Source organism: Petroclostridium sp. X23 (genome assembly GCF_030013905.1).
Lineage (GTDB): Bacteria > Bacillota > Clostridia > SK-Y3 > SK-Y3 > X23.
Genome location: NZ_CP124862.1, coordinates 816,661 through 835,638, shown reverse-complemented (window position 1 = coordinate 835,638; position 18,978 = coordinate 816,661). Strand labels below are relative to the sequence as shown.

The following is an 18,978-nucleotide window of genomic DNA, read 5'->3' as shown; positions in this document are numbered from 1 at the left end:
TGAGTCGGAAGAATACTTGTAAAGTTATAAAGGGATACTAAAATCAATGATTTTCCAAGGAAAGGATGATTTAAGTTGACGATAGAACTTATACTTTCGGTTATGCCGCCTTTGGCAGCTATTATTCTGGCATTGATTACAAGACAGGTTATTCCGTCGTTATTGATTGGATTATGGATTGGCAGCTTTATTGCGTCTCCTGGGTTTATTTCCTCAATTGCAACAATGGCAGATTATATTGTCAATACACTCTCGGATAGAGGAAACCTGGACGTACTTCTCTTTTTATATGCCTTTAGCGGATTAGTGGCTGTTATTGAATTATCAGGCGGGGTACAGGGGTTTGCAAAGTTTCTCTCAAGATTAATTAGAAGTAAACGTGGAGCACTTTTAGGATTGTGGGCATTAATACCTATTACCTTTATTGACTGTGGTTTCCGTGTGGTGGCAACCGGATCTATTATGAAACCCATTATCCAAAAACAAGGGATTTCTCGTGAAAGGTTTGCATATATGCTGAATAACTCTGCAAGTCCTGTGGTGGCTATAATACCTATTGCTACTACCTTTGTAGGATATATGGTAGGAGTAGTTGCCAGTGGTCTTCAGGTTGCAGGCAGTGGTGCATCCCCTTATATCATTTTCCTTCAAAGCATCCCTTTTAACTTTTTTAGCTTAGCTTCTTTTGGTGTTGTACTGCTTTCAGTTTTAGGTATTCTAAACTTTCGAGTTATGAAAAAAATGGAAGAGGAAAATCCTAAGGATGAAGAAGTTGAAGAACGCAGCAAGCAGATGACAGGACAGCCAGACTATCAGGATCAGCTCACAACAAAGCAGGGCATGGGGATGACATTTGCTGCAGAAACAGGACAAGAAATATCACCTGATATCCATGAACAAAATCTTAAAGGACCTAAAGATGATAGACATACGGAACATGGCCAAATGAATACTGAAAAAAAGCATAATGAAGTGCATCACACAGGGCAGCATAAAGAACACGGTGATATGCATATGGACCATGAGATGGGTCAAATCGATATGAATATTGAACCAAGGCCATGGAATCTCATAGTACCCATTATGGTGATTATCCCATTGAGTTTCTATCTTATGTGGTGGTCAGGCAGGGGAAAAGGCAGAAATACACTGCTGGATATATTCTCAAATGCGGACTCATCCCGTGCGATGCTCTTAGCCTTGCTTATTACAACAATGGTATCGTTTATTTTTTACCGTTTTCAAGGTATCCATCTAAAAGAGATGGTAAGTCGTTTTGTTAAAGGTGGAAACAGGTTGATGATGACCATTGCGATTCTTGCAGTAGCATGGCCTATTGCAAGAGTATCTAAAGATCTGGGATTACCCAAATTAATCACCATGACGATAGGAAATACTCTTCCGGCTTTTTTGGTTCCAGTAACAGTGTTTTTAATCACTGCTGCAGTTACGTTTTTTATCGGTTCATCATGGGGGACATGGGCTTTAACTATGCCCTTGGCAATCCCGCTGGCGGTAGTTTCAGGAGCTTTCATTCCTATGACGGTAGGAGCCGTATTTGCAGGAGGGACTTTTGGCGATGTATCATCACCGCTATCCGGCATGGGTGCCATGGCTTCAGGAATTGCCGAGGTAGAGCATATGGACTATATAACCGCGCAGATGCCGTATAACCTGTTAGCCGCTGCATTAGCAGCAGTTGCTTTTTTAGTAGTACCCCTAATTATGTAGTGAACGTGAAATATCAAGATAATGTAACTTAGCTTTTGTGCCGAAAGACTTTATCTTATTATAACAGGAGTTTTTGAAAGGAGAGCAAATATATGAGCGATATCAAACTACAGATTGATATAACAAAACACCAACCCATAGACAGATATCCAACTGTTTCCAGTGCTTTTGAAAGTTTAGCATCCGGTGAAAAAATGGAGTTGATAAATGACCATGATATGCGTCCCTTGTTACAATATAAGCTTTCTATAGATTATCCGGATCAATATGATTGGAAATATACAGAGCAGGGACCGGAATTATGCAGGGTTGTGCTTATCAAAAGGTAAATTTTATTGAAGGTATGGGGTGTGAAGGAGATTGTGTCGGCGGACCAAGAACAAATATCGGAGTAGAGAAAGCGACCAAACTGATGAATGCGTTCGGTGAGGACTCTATGATAATGACACCCTTTGATAATTTCAATATGAAAAGCTCCTAAAACAATTAGGAATTGAGTCTATTGAAGAGGTCATTAAGAATGAAGAAGTATTTAAATTATTAACTAGATAATCATGATATTAAGAATTTGAATATAAACAACATGTGCATTGGATTATATGAATGTAATTCTTTAGCATAAAGACGTTATTAAATACCATCATGAAAATTACGATGGGACAGGTTTCTTCGGTATAAAAGGAGAGCAAATACCAATAATGGCACAAATCATTAAGATTGCTGATACGATAGAGCTGAATTCATCTTTGAAAGAAATGTACATTGAAGATAAGCAAAGAGTTCAAGCTTTTGTAAAAATTCATGAAAACACCATGTTCGCTCCGCGGCTTGTAAATGCGTTCATAGAAGTCAGCCATACACCGTATTTCTGGCTTGATTTGAAGGATGAGTTTATCAACTTTTCTATCCGAAGGAATATGCCCAATTTTAGCATGGAGATGTCGTTAAGCAAAATTCATGATATAACAAAAGTATTCTCTAAAATTATAGATGCGAAATCAAGGTTTACTCAAAAGCATTCCAGTAAGCTGTCAGAGAAAGCTGCAACCATAGGGGGGGTTTATAAAAAACCGGCAGATGAAATTTACAAATTGATGATTGCAGCAGATTTACATGATATAGGTAAGCTTGCAATCAATAACGCTATTCTCGATAAGCCTGGCAGGCTTGACGAAAGAGAGTTTGATATAATAAAACAGCATCCATATTATACAAAATTGAGCTTGCAGGAGATTACAGGGTTTGAAGATATTACGGAATGGGCTTCAAACCATCATGAGAAACTAAACGGAAGAGGATATCCTTTTGGGAAGACAGGCCAGGAACTTGACTTTAATTCTCGTATTATTGCATGCCTTGATGTTTATCAGGCTTTAATGGAAGAAAGGCCATATCGTTTGCCCTTGACGCACAAACAGGCTACAGAAATTCTAGACCAAATGGTCCAAGAAGGTGCGCTGGATAAAGTGATAACAGATGATATAAAAAGAGTTTTTAAGGAATAATGATAGAGAATATTTATTATGATAAGAAATAGAGGTGGATTATGGATATTGAACTAGTAAGGAGTAGTATTGTTTCAAACGTTTATCATATCGACGCTGCAAAGAAGGTGCCGCTGCATAAGCACGATAAAAGCGATGAGCTTTTTTATTGCATTGCAGGAAGCGGATTTGGTGTCTTAGAAAATGGAGAAATTGAGCTGACTGTTGGAAAAGTATTTACTGTTACGGCAGGAACCATGCACTCTTTAAGGACAGATGGGAACCTTTATGTGTGCTCATTTTTAGTCCCAGTGGTTGAAGAATAAAATATTAGCATAAAAGAAAAACTTGCTTTAACAATGAGCGAGTTCTTCTTTTATAAGGATGAATTTTCATGAGAGAAATTAAAAGTTCTTAGCTTTTCCTTCTGAATCTTTTATTGCATCTTCTATGATTGACTCAACATTATTGCCAGCAATATCTAATCCGTCAGCTGATATAGTAGTGAAGTCAGTAATTCCTAAGAAACCTAATATTGCCCTTAAGTATCTGTCTCCCATTTCAAAAGATGAAAATGGCTCGACGGCATATTGCCCGCCTCTTGCAGAGATATTTATTGCTTTTTTTCCTTGACATAAGCCAACAGGACCATCTTCGGTATACTTGAATGTAATTCCAACCACACAAATATAATCAATGTATGCTTTTAAAATAGCAGGAATACTCAAATTCCACATGGGTTCTGCAATTACATATTTATCAACTTCAGCAAATTGGTATGCGTATTTTAAAATTGGATGATTCTTATTTTTATCATCTTTGGGACCAAATACAGTATTAATATCATCTATTGATAAAAAATCTATATCCTCTTTATATAAATCTAAGGATATGATTTCATCATTTGGATGACTTTGCTTATATGATTCTATAAAACTATCAGAGATTCTATAGGTTCTTGATACACCTTCCGGTTTTGCATTTGCTTTAATATACAGTACTTTACTCATTTGCTTTCCTCCAAGTGTTTTAGGTTGATATATTCTGAACTATATTTAGTATGTGCAAATCAATATGATTTATCTGGACTTATAAAAAATTTTATCAAGCGGAATAGAGTACATGTTTTGTTCAAATAATACAACTGCAAATATTTTTTTAGGGAGGGGATAAATATGCAAGTAAATAAAATGAATCATCCGAATCAAGGAATTAAATGTGTAGTAAACACCTGCCACTATTATATGAATGGTGATTATTGCGCAGCAGAAAGAATAGAAGTGCAACCAAGAAATGCAAGTGATTCACAGGAAACTGATTGTGCGACATTTATACCGGAAGGAAGATAGTAGTCAACAAAAAGAATCTGCTGCTGATGTACTTGGCAGCAAATTCTTTTTATTATTGTATATAGTAAATAAAAGTTAAGCAGATAACTGAATGATTTTATCAGCAAGAAAATCTGCATCCTCTCTGTTATGTGTAACAAGTATAGTGGTGATTTTTTGAGACTTGATGGTCTGCTTCAAATCCTTTCGTAATTCATCTACTAAATTTGTATCAAGGTTGCTTTCCGTGTAGTTTTAAGAATATCCCTCAATTTGTCAAAATCATTATGCATTGTTAGTTCACCTCCGTTAACAGTTTACAGTTCCTGTTAGGAAGGTGAAACGATATAGGATATCTATAAAAATAGGAACTGTAAAAACGTATTATAAACATAAAGCCATATTTAATAGGGTTTACATTAAAGTTCAAACAGGAAAAAGTGACATTCGCTAAATAAAAAAAGTGTGAGTTTGGCGGGGCTTTTTCCATGCCTAAACCAATCCCCTCCAAACTTGAGAGTTCGGAGGGGATTTTAATGTTTATCAAATTTACCAAAGAGCAATGGCCGCTACCAAGTAGCGGTCTTGCGTAATGAAGCAGACATCATTTTATGTATCTTAACTAATATTGAACTATCAAAAAAGTCTATTCTGGTTAAGGGGCAAATACGGCCAACAAGTAGAACTACCAGAACCTATAATCAGGATATGTAATAGCGTAAATCTCAAAAAAGCTTATCTGGATTGTGTCCATGTGGGCTTTTTTTGTCGTGAAAATAGAAGTTTTACCAGGTGTCGCTCTCCACCCTCTGTTTTGGTTTTTTACCTAAAAAAAATCAAAACGGAGGTTCGACATGAAAAGGATTAATTTACGGGATTTATACCCGTTCTATAAATCTGACATTTTCGTTGAAGTACCAGATGAAGTTGCAGAGCTATTCAAACAGATTAATCGAAAAGAACATGCTGACTTTGAGCGCAGGCGTGTACACAAAGCATACTATTCACTTAATGCTGAGGACGGTATTGAAAAGGATGTTGTACTACTTGTTTTATCGCCGGAGGAAATCTATGAGCGAAAACTTATCAGTCAGGAACTGTATGCCGCTATAAACAGTCTGCCGGACAAGCAGGCCAAGCGCGTGTATGCACATTTCTTTTTGGATATGAGTAAATCTCAAATAGCAAGGATTGAAGGAGTGAATAAAAGCCAGATATCTCGTTCAATCGATAAGGCACTAAAAAATATTGAAAAATTTTTAAAAAAATATTTGTAAGGGGTGCAACAAACGCCTAAAAAATCTGCTGATTAATAGAGGGACAAACTCTACCCCCTCAGTTGAACCTTGAGAATTAAATAAGTGTTTTATCCGGTACTTTCCCCGTATGTCCTTTAAAGGATAGCCAGATTGCAGGTGCGCCAAGATCATCTGTCTGCCATTATGCTGGATTGCAACCCAAGTAAATGCTTTTTATAGATTGATAGAGGCAAGGTGTGAGCGATCAATACCTTTGCAATAAATAATGAAGGTTACATTTAAGGCGATGACACATACGGAGGGATAATGATACTTGCGTACAGTCGAGGTTAAGTCCTAGAGTGCGCCCCGGTCGCTGACGGGGAGGTGGAATTCCTATGAGGACAGTCAACCGCTGTCTACCGGATGAATTAATATAAACAGAGTTCTAACCTTCAGAGTGAGTTTTACACCCTCCGGGTACAGGTACTCGGTCTGAAGGTTAGAAATCGTTATCCAGGGACTTAGCGCCACTTATTTCACGCTTAAAGAAGTGGGAGTCTCAGTGGCGGTTAGTCATCGGATAGAACCAAAGCAGAAATGCAGATTAGGGGTACGTCTATCTATGCAAACATATATGTGCATCCAATCAAAGGCGTGCTCCTAATATATGCATACTATATTACAATAGAAAGGGGCTGATACTTTGCTAAAGAATAATGAGGCATATAAATTAATCTTTCGAGAATATCCGGATGTAGTAAACGTAGAGCAGATGTGCGAAATGCTAGGCAATATCAGCACAAAAACCGGATATCGTCTTTTGAAACAAAATCAAATAAAACATTTTAAGATAGGTAGATCTTATAAAATTCCAAAGCTTCATATTTTTGAATACTTAGATGTCGTACAAGAATCTAGTGCGTAAAATATCGTTTGTACATTTGAAATACATTATAAAGCCTGCTACACTGTAATAGTCAGTGGTAGGTGAATTTAAACTGTTACTTTTCAAGGAGGTTACATATTATGGTAGCAGGACATCTGCGAGAGAAAAACGGTTATTTCCATATTATTCTCAATTATAAAGATGTAAATGGGAACCGGCGAACAAAGTCCATTAGTACAGGACTGCCCATAAAAGGGAATAAAAAAACGTGCTGAAGCAATGTTGCAGGATGCACGAAAAAATTTCGATCAAAATAAATCAATAGACTCTGATGATATCTTGTTTACAGAGTACCTTTTAAGCTGGTTGGAGATGATGAAAAACAGTGTTGAAATGACTACTTATGCATCTTATTCCTACTGTATTAAAAACAAAATAAATCCTTATTTTGAAGAAAAAAAGATAAAACTGAAAGACCTAACTCCAAAGCATATACAGGATTATTATCAATATGAGCTTAATGAAACGGGATTGAGTGCCAACACGGTTATTCATCGTCATGCAAACATCCGGAAGGCGTTACAACATGCCTTTAAAATAGGATTGATAGACTATAATCCTGCTGACCGGATTGAACGTCCTAAGAAGGGGAAATTCGTCGGTAGTATCTATGATAAAAGTGAATTAGATAATTTATTTGATGTGGTTAGACATCAAAAGATAGAGATTGCTGTCATTTTAGGCGCGTTTTATGGACTGCGGCGAAGCGAGATTGTAGGACTAAAGTGGGAAGCTATTGACTTTGAGAAAAAAACATTGACCATTAAGCATACGGTAACTGAGGTAACTTTGGATGGGAAAATTACTACAATAGCAAAAGACCGCACAAAGACAAAATCAAGTTATCGCACACTGCCGCTGGTAGTGCCTTTTGAAGAATTACTCCATAGATTGAAAGCGCAGCAGGAACTCAATCGAAAAGTTTGCGGAAACGCGTATTGCAAAGATTATCTGGATTATATTTATGTGAATGAGATTGGAGAAAGAGTCAAGCCCAATTATATTACACAGCATTTTGCAATCGTCTTAAAGAACCACAATCTGAAAAAAATTCGCTTTCATGATCTTCGCCACAGTTGTGCAAGTTTATTATACGCCAATGGAGTTAGCCTAAAGGAGATACAGGAATGGTTAGGGCATAGCGATATTTCTACTACATCAAATATCTATACGCATTTGGACTTCAGTTCAAAAGTTGCTTCTGCAAATGCAATCATTGGAGTATATCCCTCCTGAGATTGGAGGGATGCTGATAACTAAGGAGTAAGGGAGGGAAATATATGAACTACCGAGATAAAAAGAAAAACTCTCAAATTCGCATGGTTAGCGATTTTAAGAGCTTTGTTTTTTGGTGCCGATGGCCGGAGTCGAACCGGCACGGTGTTGCCACCGGTGGATTTTGAGTCCACTACGTCTGCCAATTCCATCACATCGGCATGTTTTTTGGGAACATTGATTATTATACAAGAACTTAATCAAAAAAGCAATAGTAATTTAAAAAAAAATTTTTCCAGACATTTTTCCGGAAAATTCGATATTATGATGCGGAGTATCTATGCATTAATAGTTTTGTAATAAATGTGTGGTAATATAAGAACAATTATGTCCATGCTTACTTATATAAAATATAGGTAATATCATTTTGTTATTATAAAATCACATATACATAGATGGATTATGATATTTCCCAATCATATGAAGGGAGTGATAATTGAATGAGTCAAGAAAAGATGATGGTTCAAAAGTGCAAGGGTGGAGATATGGCTGCTTTTGAACAGCTTATAGAAAACTATCAGAAAAAAGTATTTAATATTGCATATAGAATATTAGGCAATCCTGATGATGCATCGGATATGGCACAGGAAGTTTTCCTAAAAGTATATAAGTCTATTTCAAATTTTAAGGAAGAGTCTTCTCTTTCTACGTGGATCTATCGAATTGCTACAAATGTATGTCTTGATGAGGTAAGAAAGAGAAAAAAGGCGGCAGTTGTCTCGATAAATTCTACTATTCAACTGGAGGATGGAGAGATAAACGTCCAAATGGAGGATGAAGGTCCTGGTCCGGATCAACTGGTTGAAGAAAAAGAATTAAGAGAAGAAGTACGAAAAGCAATAGAAAGCTTGAATGATGAACATAAAGTTGCTATTATTTTAAGAGATATAAACGGATTTTCATATGAAGAGATATCTAATATCTTACAATGTTCTTTAGGAACTGTAAAATCCCGTATTAATAGAGCACGCAACGCATTGAAGAACATATTATTAAAAGAGAGGAACTTTTCAAATCATATATCGTCTAATTAATCGAAAGGAGGGATTTGAATGCTAAAATGTGAACCGATAAGAGAAATGATGTCTTTATATATAGATAATGAGCTGAATGATATTGAACTAGTTAGTTTTAACAAGCATATAGAATCATGTGCTGAGTGTAGAGAAGAGCTGCAATTACTTCAATCTGTCGTAGAAAGTTGTCATAGCTTTGAAGAATTAGAAGTACCTGAAAACTTTCAACATGAATTGCACGAGAAGTTGGTCCAAGCTCAACATGACAGAACACCTGTGAAACCTCCTTGGTACTTGAATTGGCGCATATATTCAGGAATAGCAGCCGGAATACTGCTGGTATTTGTTTTAAAGTCCCAAGCCTTTGACACTATTTCGAATTCGATGCAAAAGACCGAAAAGGCGTATGTCAGTGATGCGCAGCTTGAATACAGTACGAGTATGGCAGGGGAAGCAGCTGAAGAAGAGATGCCGGAAATGGGTAACGGTGAGAAAACGGTTCTTGCGGATATGCCTGTTGAAAATAAAGAGAAAATGGACACGCAGTCCTCAAAAATGGAGAGCCAATCTATGGCTATGATAGTTCCGGAGAAAAAATCTTCCGTATTAATGGAGCGGTCAGAGCAAGAGAGGACAGTGAAAGAAGAAACACAACAATTAGAACGCATACAAGAACTGCCTCCACAAGAGCAACCCACACAGAAACAACTGCCAATGGCTGCAGCTATTCCATCTACAGCAGCAGATGCACCTGATTCAGGCAGTGGACTGCAAGATGGGAGCAGTAGTATTTCTAAGACGGCTAAAAAAGAGACTGTATGCCGGGGCATATACAGGGATAAAAAACCCCTTATGGTTTACTACGCGGTAATAAATACATCGCAGCAGGATGCGGAAGCCATCTGGAAAGAGTTGCAAACAAAGCTGAATGATTTCGACGGCTATTTTGAACTAAGATTCAAAAATGAAAAACCAATCGTATATATTGCAAAGGACAAATACTCAGAACTGATCTCATCGGTACGTGCTGCGGGACTGGAATTTACAACAGACCATAATGAGGCAGATGAAACAAGCCGTTATCATAACCTATTGAGTCAATGTGACAATGTACAAAAACAGATTGCCGAGTTACAGCAAAAGTTAAATACTACTTCGAATCAGGAAGAAATGGAGAAAATCAATAATGAACTGTCGGTATTAATTCAGGAGCAGGAGCGGTTGAACCAGGAGATTGCGGAGATGGATAGGTCTATAGGAAAATACATTATAGAGATTCATATCGTACAGTAAAAAGTAAAAGAAGCAGCTTATGCTTCTTTTTTTATGTGATGGAGGATATCTTTTATTTCTTTTATAATTTTTAATTTGAGTTGTACAAAAATACATCGTTATAGGTTATAATATAATGTAATGTAAAAGAATGGTGATATTATAGGAGGTTCTTATGGGATTTGTGGGTACGATAGACAGGATAGAAAATGATGACGCATTTATCACAGTGGAAGATGGGATGTTTGAAATTACCGTGCCTGTCCATGTTCTCAGAGTAAATAATTATAAGATTGGTGATATAATAACCATAAGCATTCATAATAGCGAGCTGAGCGTGAGTAAAAGCGTCTAATAGAGGAGAATGACAATGAATAATAAGAAACTAATGATAGTCGATGGAAATAGTATTATCAATAGAGCTTTTTATGGGATACACCTTTTATCCAATTCAGAAGGGTTATATACTAATGCTATATATGGATTTTTAAATATTATTTTTAAATATATTGAAGAAGAGAAGCCGGAATACATATGTGTGGCTTTTGATATGAAAGCACCTACATTCAGGCATAAAGAATTTGAACAGTATAAGGCGCATAGAAAAGGAATGCCTGACGAACTGGCTGTTCAGCTTCCGGTGCTGAAGCAGGTATTAGAAGCCATGAATATTGAAATGTTTCAGAAGGAAGGCTATGAGGCGGATGATATTATTGGTACGATTTCAAATCTTTGCGAGCATAATGATATAGAATGTGTGATTGTAACAGGGGATAAAGACTCATTGCAGCTTGCGACCGACAAGACGAGGATTAAGCTGCCTGTCACCAGAAAAGGTGTGACCGAAACAGAGGATTATGATGCGGACAAAGTCATTGAAAAATATGGAGTGACTCCGCATCAATTTATTGATGTAAAGGGACTTATGGGTGACCCGTCGGATAATATTCCGGGTGTCGCGGGGGTTGGAGAAAAAACCGCATTATCCCTGATCCGGACATATAAAAGTGTAGATGGTATCTATGAACATATCGATGATGTGAAAGTCAGGAAAAATGTAAAGGAAAGTCTGGTAGATAATAAAGAAATGGCGTATTTAAGTAAGAAGCTTGCGACCATTGATAGAAATATTCCTATTGATTTTGATTTCTCCAATTGTACTGTAGAGGCTTACGATAAGGGAAAACTGCTGGAATTGTTTCGAAGGCTCGAGTTTAAAAGTTTTATTCAAAAGTTTGAACTGGAAGCATCGGAAGATGTTGTCAGTTCAGGCCAAGGTGATTATAGGCATGTGACCCATATAGATGAATTAAAAGAAATAGTGAATGAGGTTTTAAAAAAACAGGAGCTTTCCTACCTATTATACAGCAATGTTGCCAAAGGGAATGATGAGGTTCTAGGGGTGGCAATAGCATTACAACAGGATACTGCGATTTATATAGATGTAAATGAAAACCTGACCGGACAAGATATTATTGCCGTGCTCAAGCCGGTATTCGAAGATGATGATATAAAGAAAAGCAGCCACAACATTAAGGAAGATATTGTATGGCTGCATCAGTACGGTGTTGACGTAAAAGGTATTGGATTTGATACCATGATTGCTGCATATATTATGAATCCATCCAGAAGCTCTTATCAGATTGATGAAATCGCGCAGGAGTTTTTAGGACTTCATATTCCTTCAGAAGAAACCGTACTGGGAAAGGGTAAATCTAAAGTATCCATATCCGATATTGATTCAGAGACGGCTGTATCCTATGCCTGTCAGCAAGTGCTGGCGATACCTCAATTAATGGAGGTATTAAATGACAGGATCAAAGAATATAATCAAATAGAGCTGTATTATGATGTGGAGCTGCCATTGGTAGAAGTGCTTGCATTCATGCAGATTGAAGGATTTAAAGTCGATAAGGAAAAGCTGATACAATTTTCTGCAATGCTGGATGAAAAGATTACTCAGTTGACTCAAGAAATCTATCAGTTGGCAGGAGAAGAATTTAATATCAATTCTACTAAACAATTAGGCGTTATTCTATTCGAAAAACTTGATTTACCGGTGGTGAAAAAGACTAAGACCGGATATTCGACAGATGTGGAAGTTTTAGAGAAGCTGGCTGGGAAACATCGTATTATTGACTTGTTGTCCGAATACCGGCAGTTGGTGAAATTAAAATCGACTTATGCCGATGGTTTATTAAATGTAATCAACGAAAAGACAGGAAAGATACATTCCAGCTTAAATCAGACGGTTACCGCTACAGGAAGAATAAGCAGCACGGAACCTAATCTGCAGAACATCCCCATTAGACTCGAACAAGGAAGAGAAGTTCGAAAAATGTTTGTTGTATCAAATGATGAATATGTCTTAATGGATGCGGATTACAGCCAGATTGAATTACGGGTGTTGGCGCATATTTCTGAGGACCCTAATATGATTGATGCATTCAGAAATAACGAGGATATTCATAGAAGGACTGCATCCCAGGTGTTCGGCGTTCCTATGGAGGAAGTAACCTCTGTAATGCGTTCAAGAGCGAAGGCCGTAAACTTCGGGATTGTTTATGGAATAGGTGATTTTAGTCTTTCGCAGGATTTGCGAATCACCCGGAAAGAGGCTAAGAAGTATATTGATAGTTACCTTGAAAAGTACGGCATGGTTAAAAAGTATATGACGGATACGGTGGAGCTTGCAAAAAATCAAGGATATGTAACGACTATGTTAAATAGAAGAAGATACGTACCTGAGCTTCAGGCAAAAAATTTCAACATGCGTTCTTTTGGCGAAAGGGTTGCAATGAATACGCCTATACAGGGAAGCGCGGCGGATATCATAAAAATCGCGATGGTAAATGTATATAAAGAACTTATGGAAAGAAAATTGAAATCAAAATTGATCCTTCAGGTCCATGATGAACTGATTATTGAAACACACAAGGATGAAATTCAAGAGGTTACCGAAATATTAAAGACGAAAATGGAAAATGCCGTAGAGATGAAAGTACCGCTGGTTGTGGATTTAAATATCGGAACCAGCTGGTTTGATACGAAATGATTACGGTGGAGGTTTTTTATGAAAATTATCGGGCTAACGGGAGGAACCGGTAGTGGAAAAAGTACCGTAGCCGGTATGGCAAAACAGTTGAATGTGAAAGTAATAGATGCGGATGTAGTGGCACGTCAGGTGGTAAATCCGGGAGAACAAGCTCTGATTGAAATTGTTAGCGTTTTTGGTTCGGATATTTTATTGGATAATGGACAGTTGGACAGAAAAAAATTGGGAAGTATAGTTTTCTCAGATAAGGAAAAATTAAAATTATTGAACCGGATAACGCACAAATATATTGTCAATGAGATACAGAGAGAGATTCAATCAGAGATGAAAAAAGGAACATACGATTATATCATGATCGATGCGGCCGTGTTGATAGAAAGCGGGTTGTATAACATATGTGACGCTATATGGGTTGTTTCTGCCGACAAAGAAGAAAGAATCCGGCGGATTATGAATAGGGACCGGCTTTCATACAATGAAGCGATAAATCGTATCAATTCACAATTAGATGAAAAGGAGTTAAAAAAACATGCTTCTGCTGTGATCAATAATGATAATGATATTGATATTGAATCAGTGCGTTTTCAGGTTATGCAGCTGATAAATCAAGTAGAATAGGGAGAACAGGTGATGCCGTGTTTGTTATTGTGAATATTAGAAGATACAGGATGTTTCTTGTACTGGCGCTTACATTTTTTATAATCATGTGGTTGGTGATCTTTCCGCAAAATATTATGAAAGTGCTATACCCCCTTAAGTATAATGATTTTGTATTGAAGTACTCCGAGCAATTTGAAATTGACCCATATCTTGTCATGGCGATTATGAAAGCGGAAAGCAGCTTTAGACCGAAAGTGGTATCACATAAAGGTGCGAAAGGCTTAATGCAGCTTACCGACCAAACGGCGCAATGGGGGGCCCAGCAACTTAAATTAAATGATTTTACTATAGAGAAATTGTTTGAGCCTGAGACCAATATCATGATTGGCTGCTGGTATTTGGATAAACTCAAAAAGGAATTCAACAATAATCTGAAGTTGGTAGTTGCTGCTTATAACGGCGGCAGCGGAAATGTGTCAAAATGGTTAAAAGATAAGAATTTAAGCAGCTCCGGTAAGACCCTGGATACCATACCTTTTAAAGAAACAGATCATTATGTAAAAAAAGTGATAAAAGATTATACCATCTATAAAAAACTATATGGCAAAAAAAAATAACGGAAATTTCCGTTATTTTTTTATTTTCATTGAATCAATGGGAACTTTTGATATTATCCATCCGTCTAAATGAAAACGGGAGGGGTAGACATGACCATAAACACATCAGCAATGAAAAAACAAATGATTGTACAAATATTTATATTTATTTTTATTCTTATGGCTTTTTCTGTTTCCGCTTATGCTGAAAGCAATGTGGAAATTATCAGTATTCAAGGCGGATTTGACGGTACATATAAAGTAGGCGGCTGGACGCCTGTCACAATTACCGTAAAAAATCCCGGCGAAGATTTTGAAGGAGAGATACAAATTATCGCAGACAGTCAAATGTACGAATTTAAATCTGCATATTCCCAGCCTTTAAATTTGGCCAAAAATGCCGAAAAGCAAGTTACTATCCATGTGCCTGTCAGTAAAACACGTGCGTCTATTGATGTACAGATTTTACAAAATAACAAGGTGCTGATAGAACAAAAGTATTATTTTAAAAAGGCTTTAAATCCAAATACGCTGATGATTGGAGCTTTAGCCGATAATATATCGGGATTAAGATATTTGTCGGGAGCAGACTTTGGGAATAAAAACTTTTCTGTGCAGGGAGAGCTTACACAGTTAAGCGACAAAACTTTTCCGGCAAACAATAAAGTACTGGAGAATTTCAATGTTATCTTAATCAATGATTTTGATGTTTCAACGCTCAATGAAGAAAAAAAGCAGAATCTCATAAAATGGGTTGAAGATGGCGGCCTGCTTGTATTGGCTTCCGGACCAAACTACAAAAAGGTTTATAATGGTCTGCCGGATCATTTAAAAATAGCGGAAGTAAAAGGTGAGGGTACGCTAATGTCATTAGATGCGCTGCAGGAATATACCGGTAAAAATACAACAGCAGTGCCGGCTTCAATGCAGGTATCTTTGCTGAATACCGTCAAAGATAATGAACTAGTGATACAGGATGGTGTGCCGTTAATCGTTCAGCAAAAGTTTGGGAATGGATTTATTTACTGCTTCGCTTTTGACCCCGGTTTGGAACCTTTTTCTACATGGCAGGGTGCAAATCTGGCAGTGTGGCAGAATATGGTGAATTCTACCGTGATTGGCAGCGTGACAGGAGAAAGCTGGAATTCTAAAATGCAGTATGAGTTTTATCATGCGATGAATAATGCATTAAGGTATATACCTTCTATAAAAATGCCCTCATTTGTCTTGCTGTTATCAATCATTGGTGCGTTTATTTTGGTAGTTGGCCCCATAAACTATTTCGTGCTGAAGAAAAAGGATAAAAGAGAATGGGCGTGGGTTACTATCCCTGCTATTGTCGTTATCTTTAGTTTGGGAATTTACATCATCGGTTTCGGAACCCGGTTTTCTTCGGCTGTATGTAGTATCGTTTCTATTGTAGAGTTCAAAAATGACAGTAAAAGTGTTGATGTTGCAGCGCATACCGGATTATTTAATCCAAAAAGAGGAACACTGAAAATCAGTACCTCTAAGGACGTAGAGGTTGATTTTACAGCTAATCCGTATATCGATAGAGGTTATGTCGGGCCAGCGGAAGAACAACAAAAAAAAATCATATCCAAATTTACACTGGGTGACCAGCCTACGGTTGAGTTTTATGATAAAGGGATCTGGGATTTCAGCAGCTTTATCATGAATAAAAAAGTTAGCTTTCCTGATGGTATCAATAATCGGGTCGTTATCTCTAATAATGCTGTCAAAGGAAGTATTCAAAATAATACAGGTTTTAAAATTCAGGATGCTTTTATAGTGATAGGCAGCAGCTTTGCGAAAATAGGTGATATTGATATTGCCGAAACCAAAGAGCTTGACCATCCGTTGGAATATATCAACAGTGCAAGAAATGATAATTACCAATTGTTGAATGGTATTTTTGGTAATAATACGCGGAATTCAGCTTTTAAAATAGATGATGAGTGGAGAGTAAATCAGCAGAGAAGGTCTGTTTTTGAATATTATAATATGATGAGTAACAGGAGAACAGGAGATAATACTAAGCCAGTAATATATGGATGGAGTGATGTTGACCTTCAATTTGAGGTATATGCAAATGAAAAACCGGCCCAAAAGTACTATCAGAATTTGATTGTCATGCCCCTGGAATTGAATTTCAATGCAGGTGAAACCATTCAGCTCCCTTATGGATTTATTAATAGTAAAGTGGATTCTACCGAGGGTAATGTAAGAGTGAATCCTGATCCGTATAATAGAGGTGGAATTGAGATTGAAAACAGCGGAAAAGCAGTATTCAAATTTAGCATTCCTTCACAGATTGAAGTGGAATCGTTTACCATTGATTGGTTTGCGCAATATATGAAATTTCAGCCTAACAATACACTAGGGATATTAAACCATCAGACCGGGAATTGGGATGAAATTACATCCTATTACCATGTAGACAAAGACATCGTATCACAGTATATATCGGAAGATAATGAAATAAAGATAGTATTTGATGTAAGCAGTCAAGGTGATGCGAATAACCCCGCGATAAAGAGAGGTTATTCCGGTATGATTCCGATGCCTGATATTGAACTGGAAGGAGTGGTTAGGTAATGCTGGCAGTTGAAAATCTAACAAAAAAATACGGTAAGTTTCTGGCAGTAAATCAGCTATCATTACAAATACCTAAGGGGCACATATTTGGATTTGTAGGGCCTAACGGTGCAGGAAAAACAACAACCATGAAAATAGTGGCGGGTTTGATGCGGCCTACTTCAGGGAGAGTTTTGATTGATGGGATAGATGTTACGAAAAATGTAAATAAAGTACGTGAAAAAATCGGATATATGCCGGACTTTTTTGGTGTTTATGATGATCTTAAAGTAGATGAGTATCTTGATTTTTATTGTGCGGCCTATCAAATACCTGTGGGACAGAGAAAGAAAATTATTGATCAACTGTTGGAATTAGTAGACTTAGCTCATAAACGCCAGTCATATGTTGATTCTCTTTCACGCGGGATGAAACAGAGGCTGTGCCTTGCCCGAAGCTTGGTGCATAATCCGTCGCTGCTGATATTGGATGAGCCTGCCTCCGGGTTGGACCCGCGCGCAAGGATAGAGATGAAAGAAATACTGAAAGAATTAAAAAATATGGGCAAAACTATCCTCATTAGTTCGCACATTCTTCCGGAGCTGGCGGAATTGTGCACATCCATAGGGATAGTAGAAAATGGAAAGATCATTGCGGCAGGAAATGTAGATGAGATCATGCTTCAGTCTTCCAACAGTAAGATGTTGAAGATTAAAGTGCTAAGCGGTGCTGATACGGCTGTAAAAATTATTAAAGAACAGCCTGCGGTTGAAAATATTATAAGAAATACCGATAGTATTGAATTCGGGTTTAATGGCAGTGAGGAAGAAACGGCTAAGATTTTATACCATCTTGTCAATCATGGTGTTGAGGTCACTTTCTTTGGGGAAGTACAAAAGAATTTAGAAGATGTATTCATGAAAATTACAAAGGGGGTGGCAACAGATGCACATCAGAATTAATCCGGTATTAGAAAAAGAAGCAAAAACTAAAATGAGGGGTTGGCGGGCCCCAACGCTATTAAGTGCGTATTTATTATTACTTGGAGGCGGCGTTGTTTTATATTTTATGCTTCAAAACTTGAATAGATATACGGCCGGTTTTGAGCCGCGCAGTGCATTGAATGTATATACCACATTGGCAATGTTTCAATTGGGTTTGCTGCTTTTCATAACACCTGCTATTACTTCTTCCGCCATCAGCGGAGAAAGAGAGAGGCAGACGCTTGATTTGCTCTTATGCACGCGGTTATCTTCATGGTCCATTATATTTGGCAAGTTGATGGCTTCGTTAAGTCATATTGTTTTATTGGTTATAGCATCTATACCGGTGTTTAGTATCGTATTTTTATATGGCGGACTCTCACTATGGGATGTTGCCATTATATTCCTGTTTCAAATAGTAACGGCATTTTTGCTGGGAAGTATCGGTATCTTTTTTTCATCTGTTTTTAAAAAGACCACTGTGGCGACAATCATGTCCTATACTTTTATACTTATTTTAACCATCGGGACTATGATTGCGTTTGCATTTTACACGCGTTTCAGTTATTTGCTATTTCAAAGAGACCCGACGCAATGGGAAGCCATGGCATTTCTGTGTGTTAATCCCTTCATAGGACTAGGGTCAATACTGGATAAGCAGACAGGATATTTTCAAACTATCAGAAGTATGTTGATGATGCGCAGTCAGGATATCAGTAATCTACCATGGATGATAAATATAGCTTTTGATATGGTGCTTGCCTCAGTACTCTTGTTTATCAGTGCAGTGGTGGTGAATCCGGTAAAAGGAAGAATCAAAAAGAGTAAAACCAATAACGCTCCGGTAGAAAAAGAATCTGAAAAAGTGTGAAGG

Annotated in this window: 18 protein-coding genes, 1 tRNA gene and 1 pseudogene; 18 read left to right on the top strand and 2 right to left on the bottom strand. The window is 37.4% G+C overall.

Going from position 1 to position 18,978, the window contains the following annotated elements:
- Positions 1 to 75: 75 nt before the first annotated feature.
- From QKW49_RS04140 to QKW49_RS04120, 5 genes are all read left to right on the top strand, one after another.
- Positions 76 to 1,731: a Na+/H+ antiporter NhaC family protein gene (locus tag QKW49_RS04140; protein WP_282866305.1), complete on the top strand. Its 1,656-nt coding sequence runs from the start codon at positions 76 to 78 to the stop codon at positions 1,729 to 1,731.
- 92 nt (positions 1,732 to 1,823) lie between these two features.
- Positions 1,824 to 2,060: a DUF2249 domain-containing protein gene (locus QKW49_RS04135; RefSeq protein WP_282866304.1), complete on the top strand. Its 237-nt coding sequence runs from the start codon at positions 1,824 to 1,826 to the stop codon at positions 2,058 to 2,060.
- Complete coding sequence (locus QKW49_RS04130) at positions 2,033 to 2,212, top strand: hypothetical protein (protein ID WP_282866303.1); 180 nt, start codon at positions 2,033 to 2,035, stop codon at positions 2,210 to 2,212. The genes QKW49_RS04135 and QKW49_RS04130 overlap by 28 nt, the downstream gene beginning before the upstream one ends.
- Positions 2,213 to 2,360: 148 nt before the next feature.
- The gene (locus QKW49_RS04125; RefSeq protein WP_349239121.1) at positions 2,361 to 3,236 is read left to right on the top strand and encodes an HD domain-containing phosphohydrolase; all 876 of its coding nucleotides are present in this window, start codon (positions 2,361 to 2,363) and stop codon (positions 3,234 to 3,236) included.
- A gap of 41 nt (positions 3,237 to 3,277) precedes the next feature.
- Positions 3,278 to 3,541 (top strand): cupin domain-containing protein, encoded by a 264-nt coding sequence (locus tag QKW49_RS04120; RefSeq protein WP_282866301.1) that lies wholly within the window; start codon positions 3,278 to 3,280, stop codon positions 3,539 to 3,541.
- Between the two features lie 78 nt (positions 3,542 to 3,619).
- Here the strand turns inward: QKW49_RS04120 and QKW49_RS04115 are convergent, their stop codons facing one another.
- Positions 3,620 to 4,225, bottom strand: a complete 606-nt coding sequence (locus QKW49_RS04115; protein ID WP_282866300.1) for an FMN-dependent NADH-azoreductase — start codon at positions 4,223 to 4,225, stop codon at positions 3,620 to 3,622.
- Between the two features lie 165 nt (positions 4,226 to 4,390).
- On the opposite strand from QKW49_RS04115, the gene QKW49_RS04110 reads away from it, so the two are divergent.
- The 4 genes and pseudogenes from QKW49_RS04110 (at position 4,391) to QKW49_RS04095 (ending at position 7,966) form a co-directional block, all read left to right on the top strand.
- Complete coding sequence (locus tag QKW49_RS04110; protein ID WP_282866299.1) at positions 4,391 to 4,564, top strand: DUF1540 domain-containing protein; 174 nt, start codon at positions 4,391 to 4,393, stop codon at positions 4,562 to 4,564.
- Between the two features lie 833 nt (positions 4,565 to 5,397).
- On the top strand, positions 5,398 to 5,820 hold the full coding sequence (locus QKW49_RS04105) for a sigma factor-like helix-turn-helix DNA-binding protein (RefSeq protein WP_282866298.1): 423 nt from the start codon (positions 5,398 to 5,400) through the stop codon (positions 5,818 to 5,820).
- Between the two features lie 667 nt (positions 5,821 to 6,487).
- The gene (locus QKW49_RS04100) at positions 6,488 to 6,709 is read left to right on the top strand and encodes a helix-turn-helix domain-containing protein (protein WP_282866297.1); all 222 of its coding nucleotides are present in this window, start codon (positions 6,488 to 6,490) and stop codon (positions 6,707 to 6,709) included.
- Positions 6,710 to 6,810: 101 nt separating this feature from the next.
- Positions 6,811 to 7,966, top strand: a pseudogene (locus QKW49_RS04095) (site-specific integrase).
- 113 nt (positions 7,967 to 8,079) lie between these two features.
- Here QKW49_RS04095 and QKW49_RS04090 read toward each other — a convergent pair.
- A tRNA-Leu gene (locus tag QKW49_RS04090) sits at positions 8,080 to 8,166 on the bottom strand.
- A 279-nt stretch (positions 8,167 to 8,445) separates the two neighbouring features.
- On the opposite strand from QKW49_RS04090, the gene QKW49_RS04085 reads away from it, so the two are divergent.
- The 9 genes from QKW49_RS04085 (at position 8,446) to QKW49_RS04045 (ending at position 18,975) form a co-directional block, all read left to right on the top strand.
- On the top strand, positions 8,446 to 9,039 hold the full coding sequence (locus tag QKW49_RS04085; RefSeq protein ID WP_282866296.1) for a sigma-70 family RNA polymerase sigma factor: 594 nt from the start codon (positions 8,446 to 8,448) through the stop codon (positions 9,037 to 9,039).
- An 18-nt stretch (positions 9,040 to 9,057) separates the two neighbouring features.
- Positions 9,058 to 10,314: a zf-HC2 domain-containing protein gene (locus QKW49_RS04080; RefSeq protein WP_282866295.1), complete on the top strand. Its 1,257-nt coding sequence runs from the start codon at positions 9,058 to 9,060 to the stop codon at positions 10,312 to 10,314.
- A 154-nt stretch (positions 10,315 to 10,468) separates the two neighbouring features.
- Positions 10,469 to 10,648: a hypothetical protein gene (locus QKW49_RS04075; RefSeq protein WP_282866294.1), complete on the top strand. Its 180-nt coding sequence runs from the start codon at positions 10,469 to 10,471 to the stop codon at positions 10,646 to 10,648.
- A 15-nt stretch (positions 10,649 to 10,663) separates the two neighbouring features.
- On the top strand, positions 10,664 to 13,348 hold the full coding sequence (gene polA, locus QKW49_RS04070) for a DNA polymerase I (RefSeq protein WP_282866293.1): 2,685 nt from the start codon (positions 10,664 to 10,666) through the stop codon (positions 13,346 to 13,348).
- 18 nt (positions 13,349 to 13,366) lie between these two features.
- The gene (gene coaE / locus QKW49_RS04065) at positions 13,367 to 13,966 is read left to right on the top strand and encodes a dephospho-CoA kinase (protein WP_282866292.1); all 600 of its coding nucleotides are present in this window, start codon (positions 13,367 to 13,369) and stop codon (positions 13,964 to 13,966) included.
- A 17-nt stretch (positions 13,967 to 13,983) separates the two neighbouring features.
- Positions 13,984 to 14,565 (top strand): lytic transglycosylase domain-containing protein, encoded by a 582-nt coding sequence (locus QKW49_RS04060; protein ID WP_282866291.1) that lies wholly within the window; start codon positions 13,984 to 13,986, stop codon positions 14,563 to 14,565.
- A gap of 90 nt (positions 14,566 to 14,655) precedes the next feature.
- Positions 14,656 to 17,142: a hypothetical protein gene (locus tag QKW49_RS04055; RefSeq protein WP_282866290.1), complete on the top strand. Its 2,487-nt coding sequence runs from the start codon at positions 14,656 to 14,658 to the stop codon at positions 17,140 to 17,142.
- A complete protein-coding gene (locus QKW49_RS04050) occupies positions 17,142 to 18,083 on the top strand; it encodes an ABC transporter ATP-binding protein (RefSeq protein WP_282866289.1) in 942 nt (313 codons plus the stop codon). Before QKW49_RS04055 ends, QKW49_RS04050 begins: the two co-directional genes overlap by 1 nt.
- Positions 18,067 to 18,975: an ABC transporter permease subunit gene (locus QKW49_RS04045; RefSeq protein WP_282866288.1), complete on the top strand. Its 909-nt coding sequence runs from the start codon at positions 18,067 to 18,069 to the stop codon at positions 18,973 to 18,975. Before QKW49_RS04050 ends, QKW49_RS04045 begins: the two co-directional genes overlap by 17 nt.
- Positions 18,976 to 18,978 lie beyond the last annotated feature (3 nt).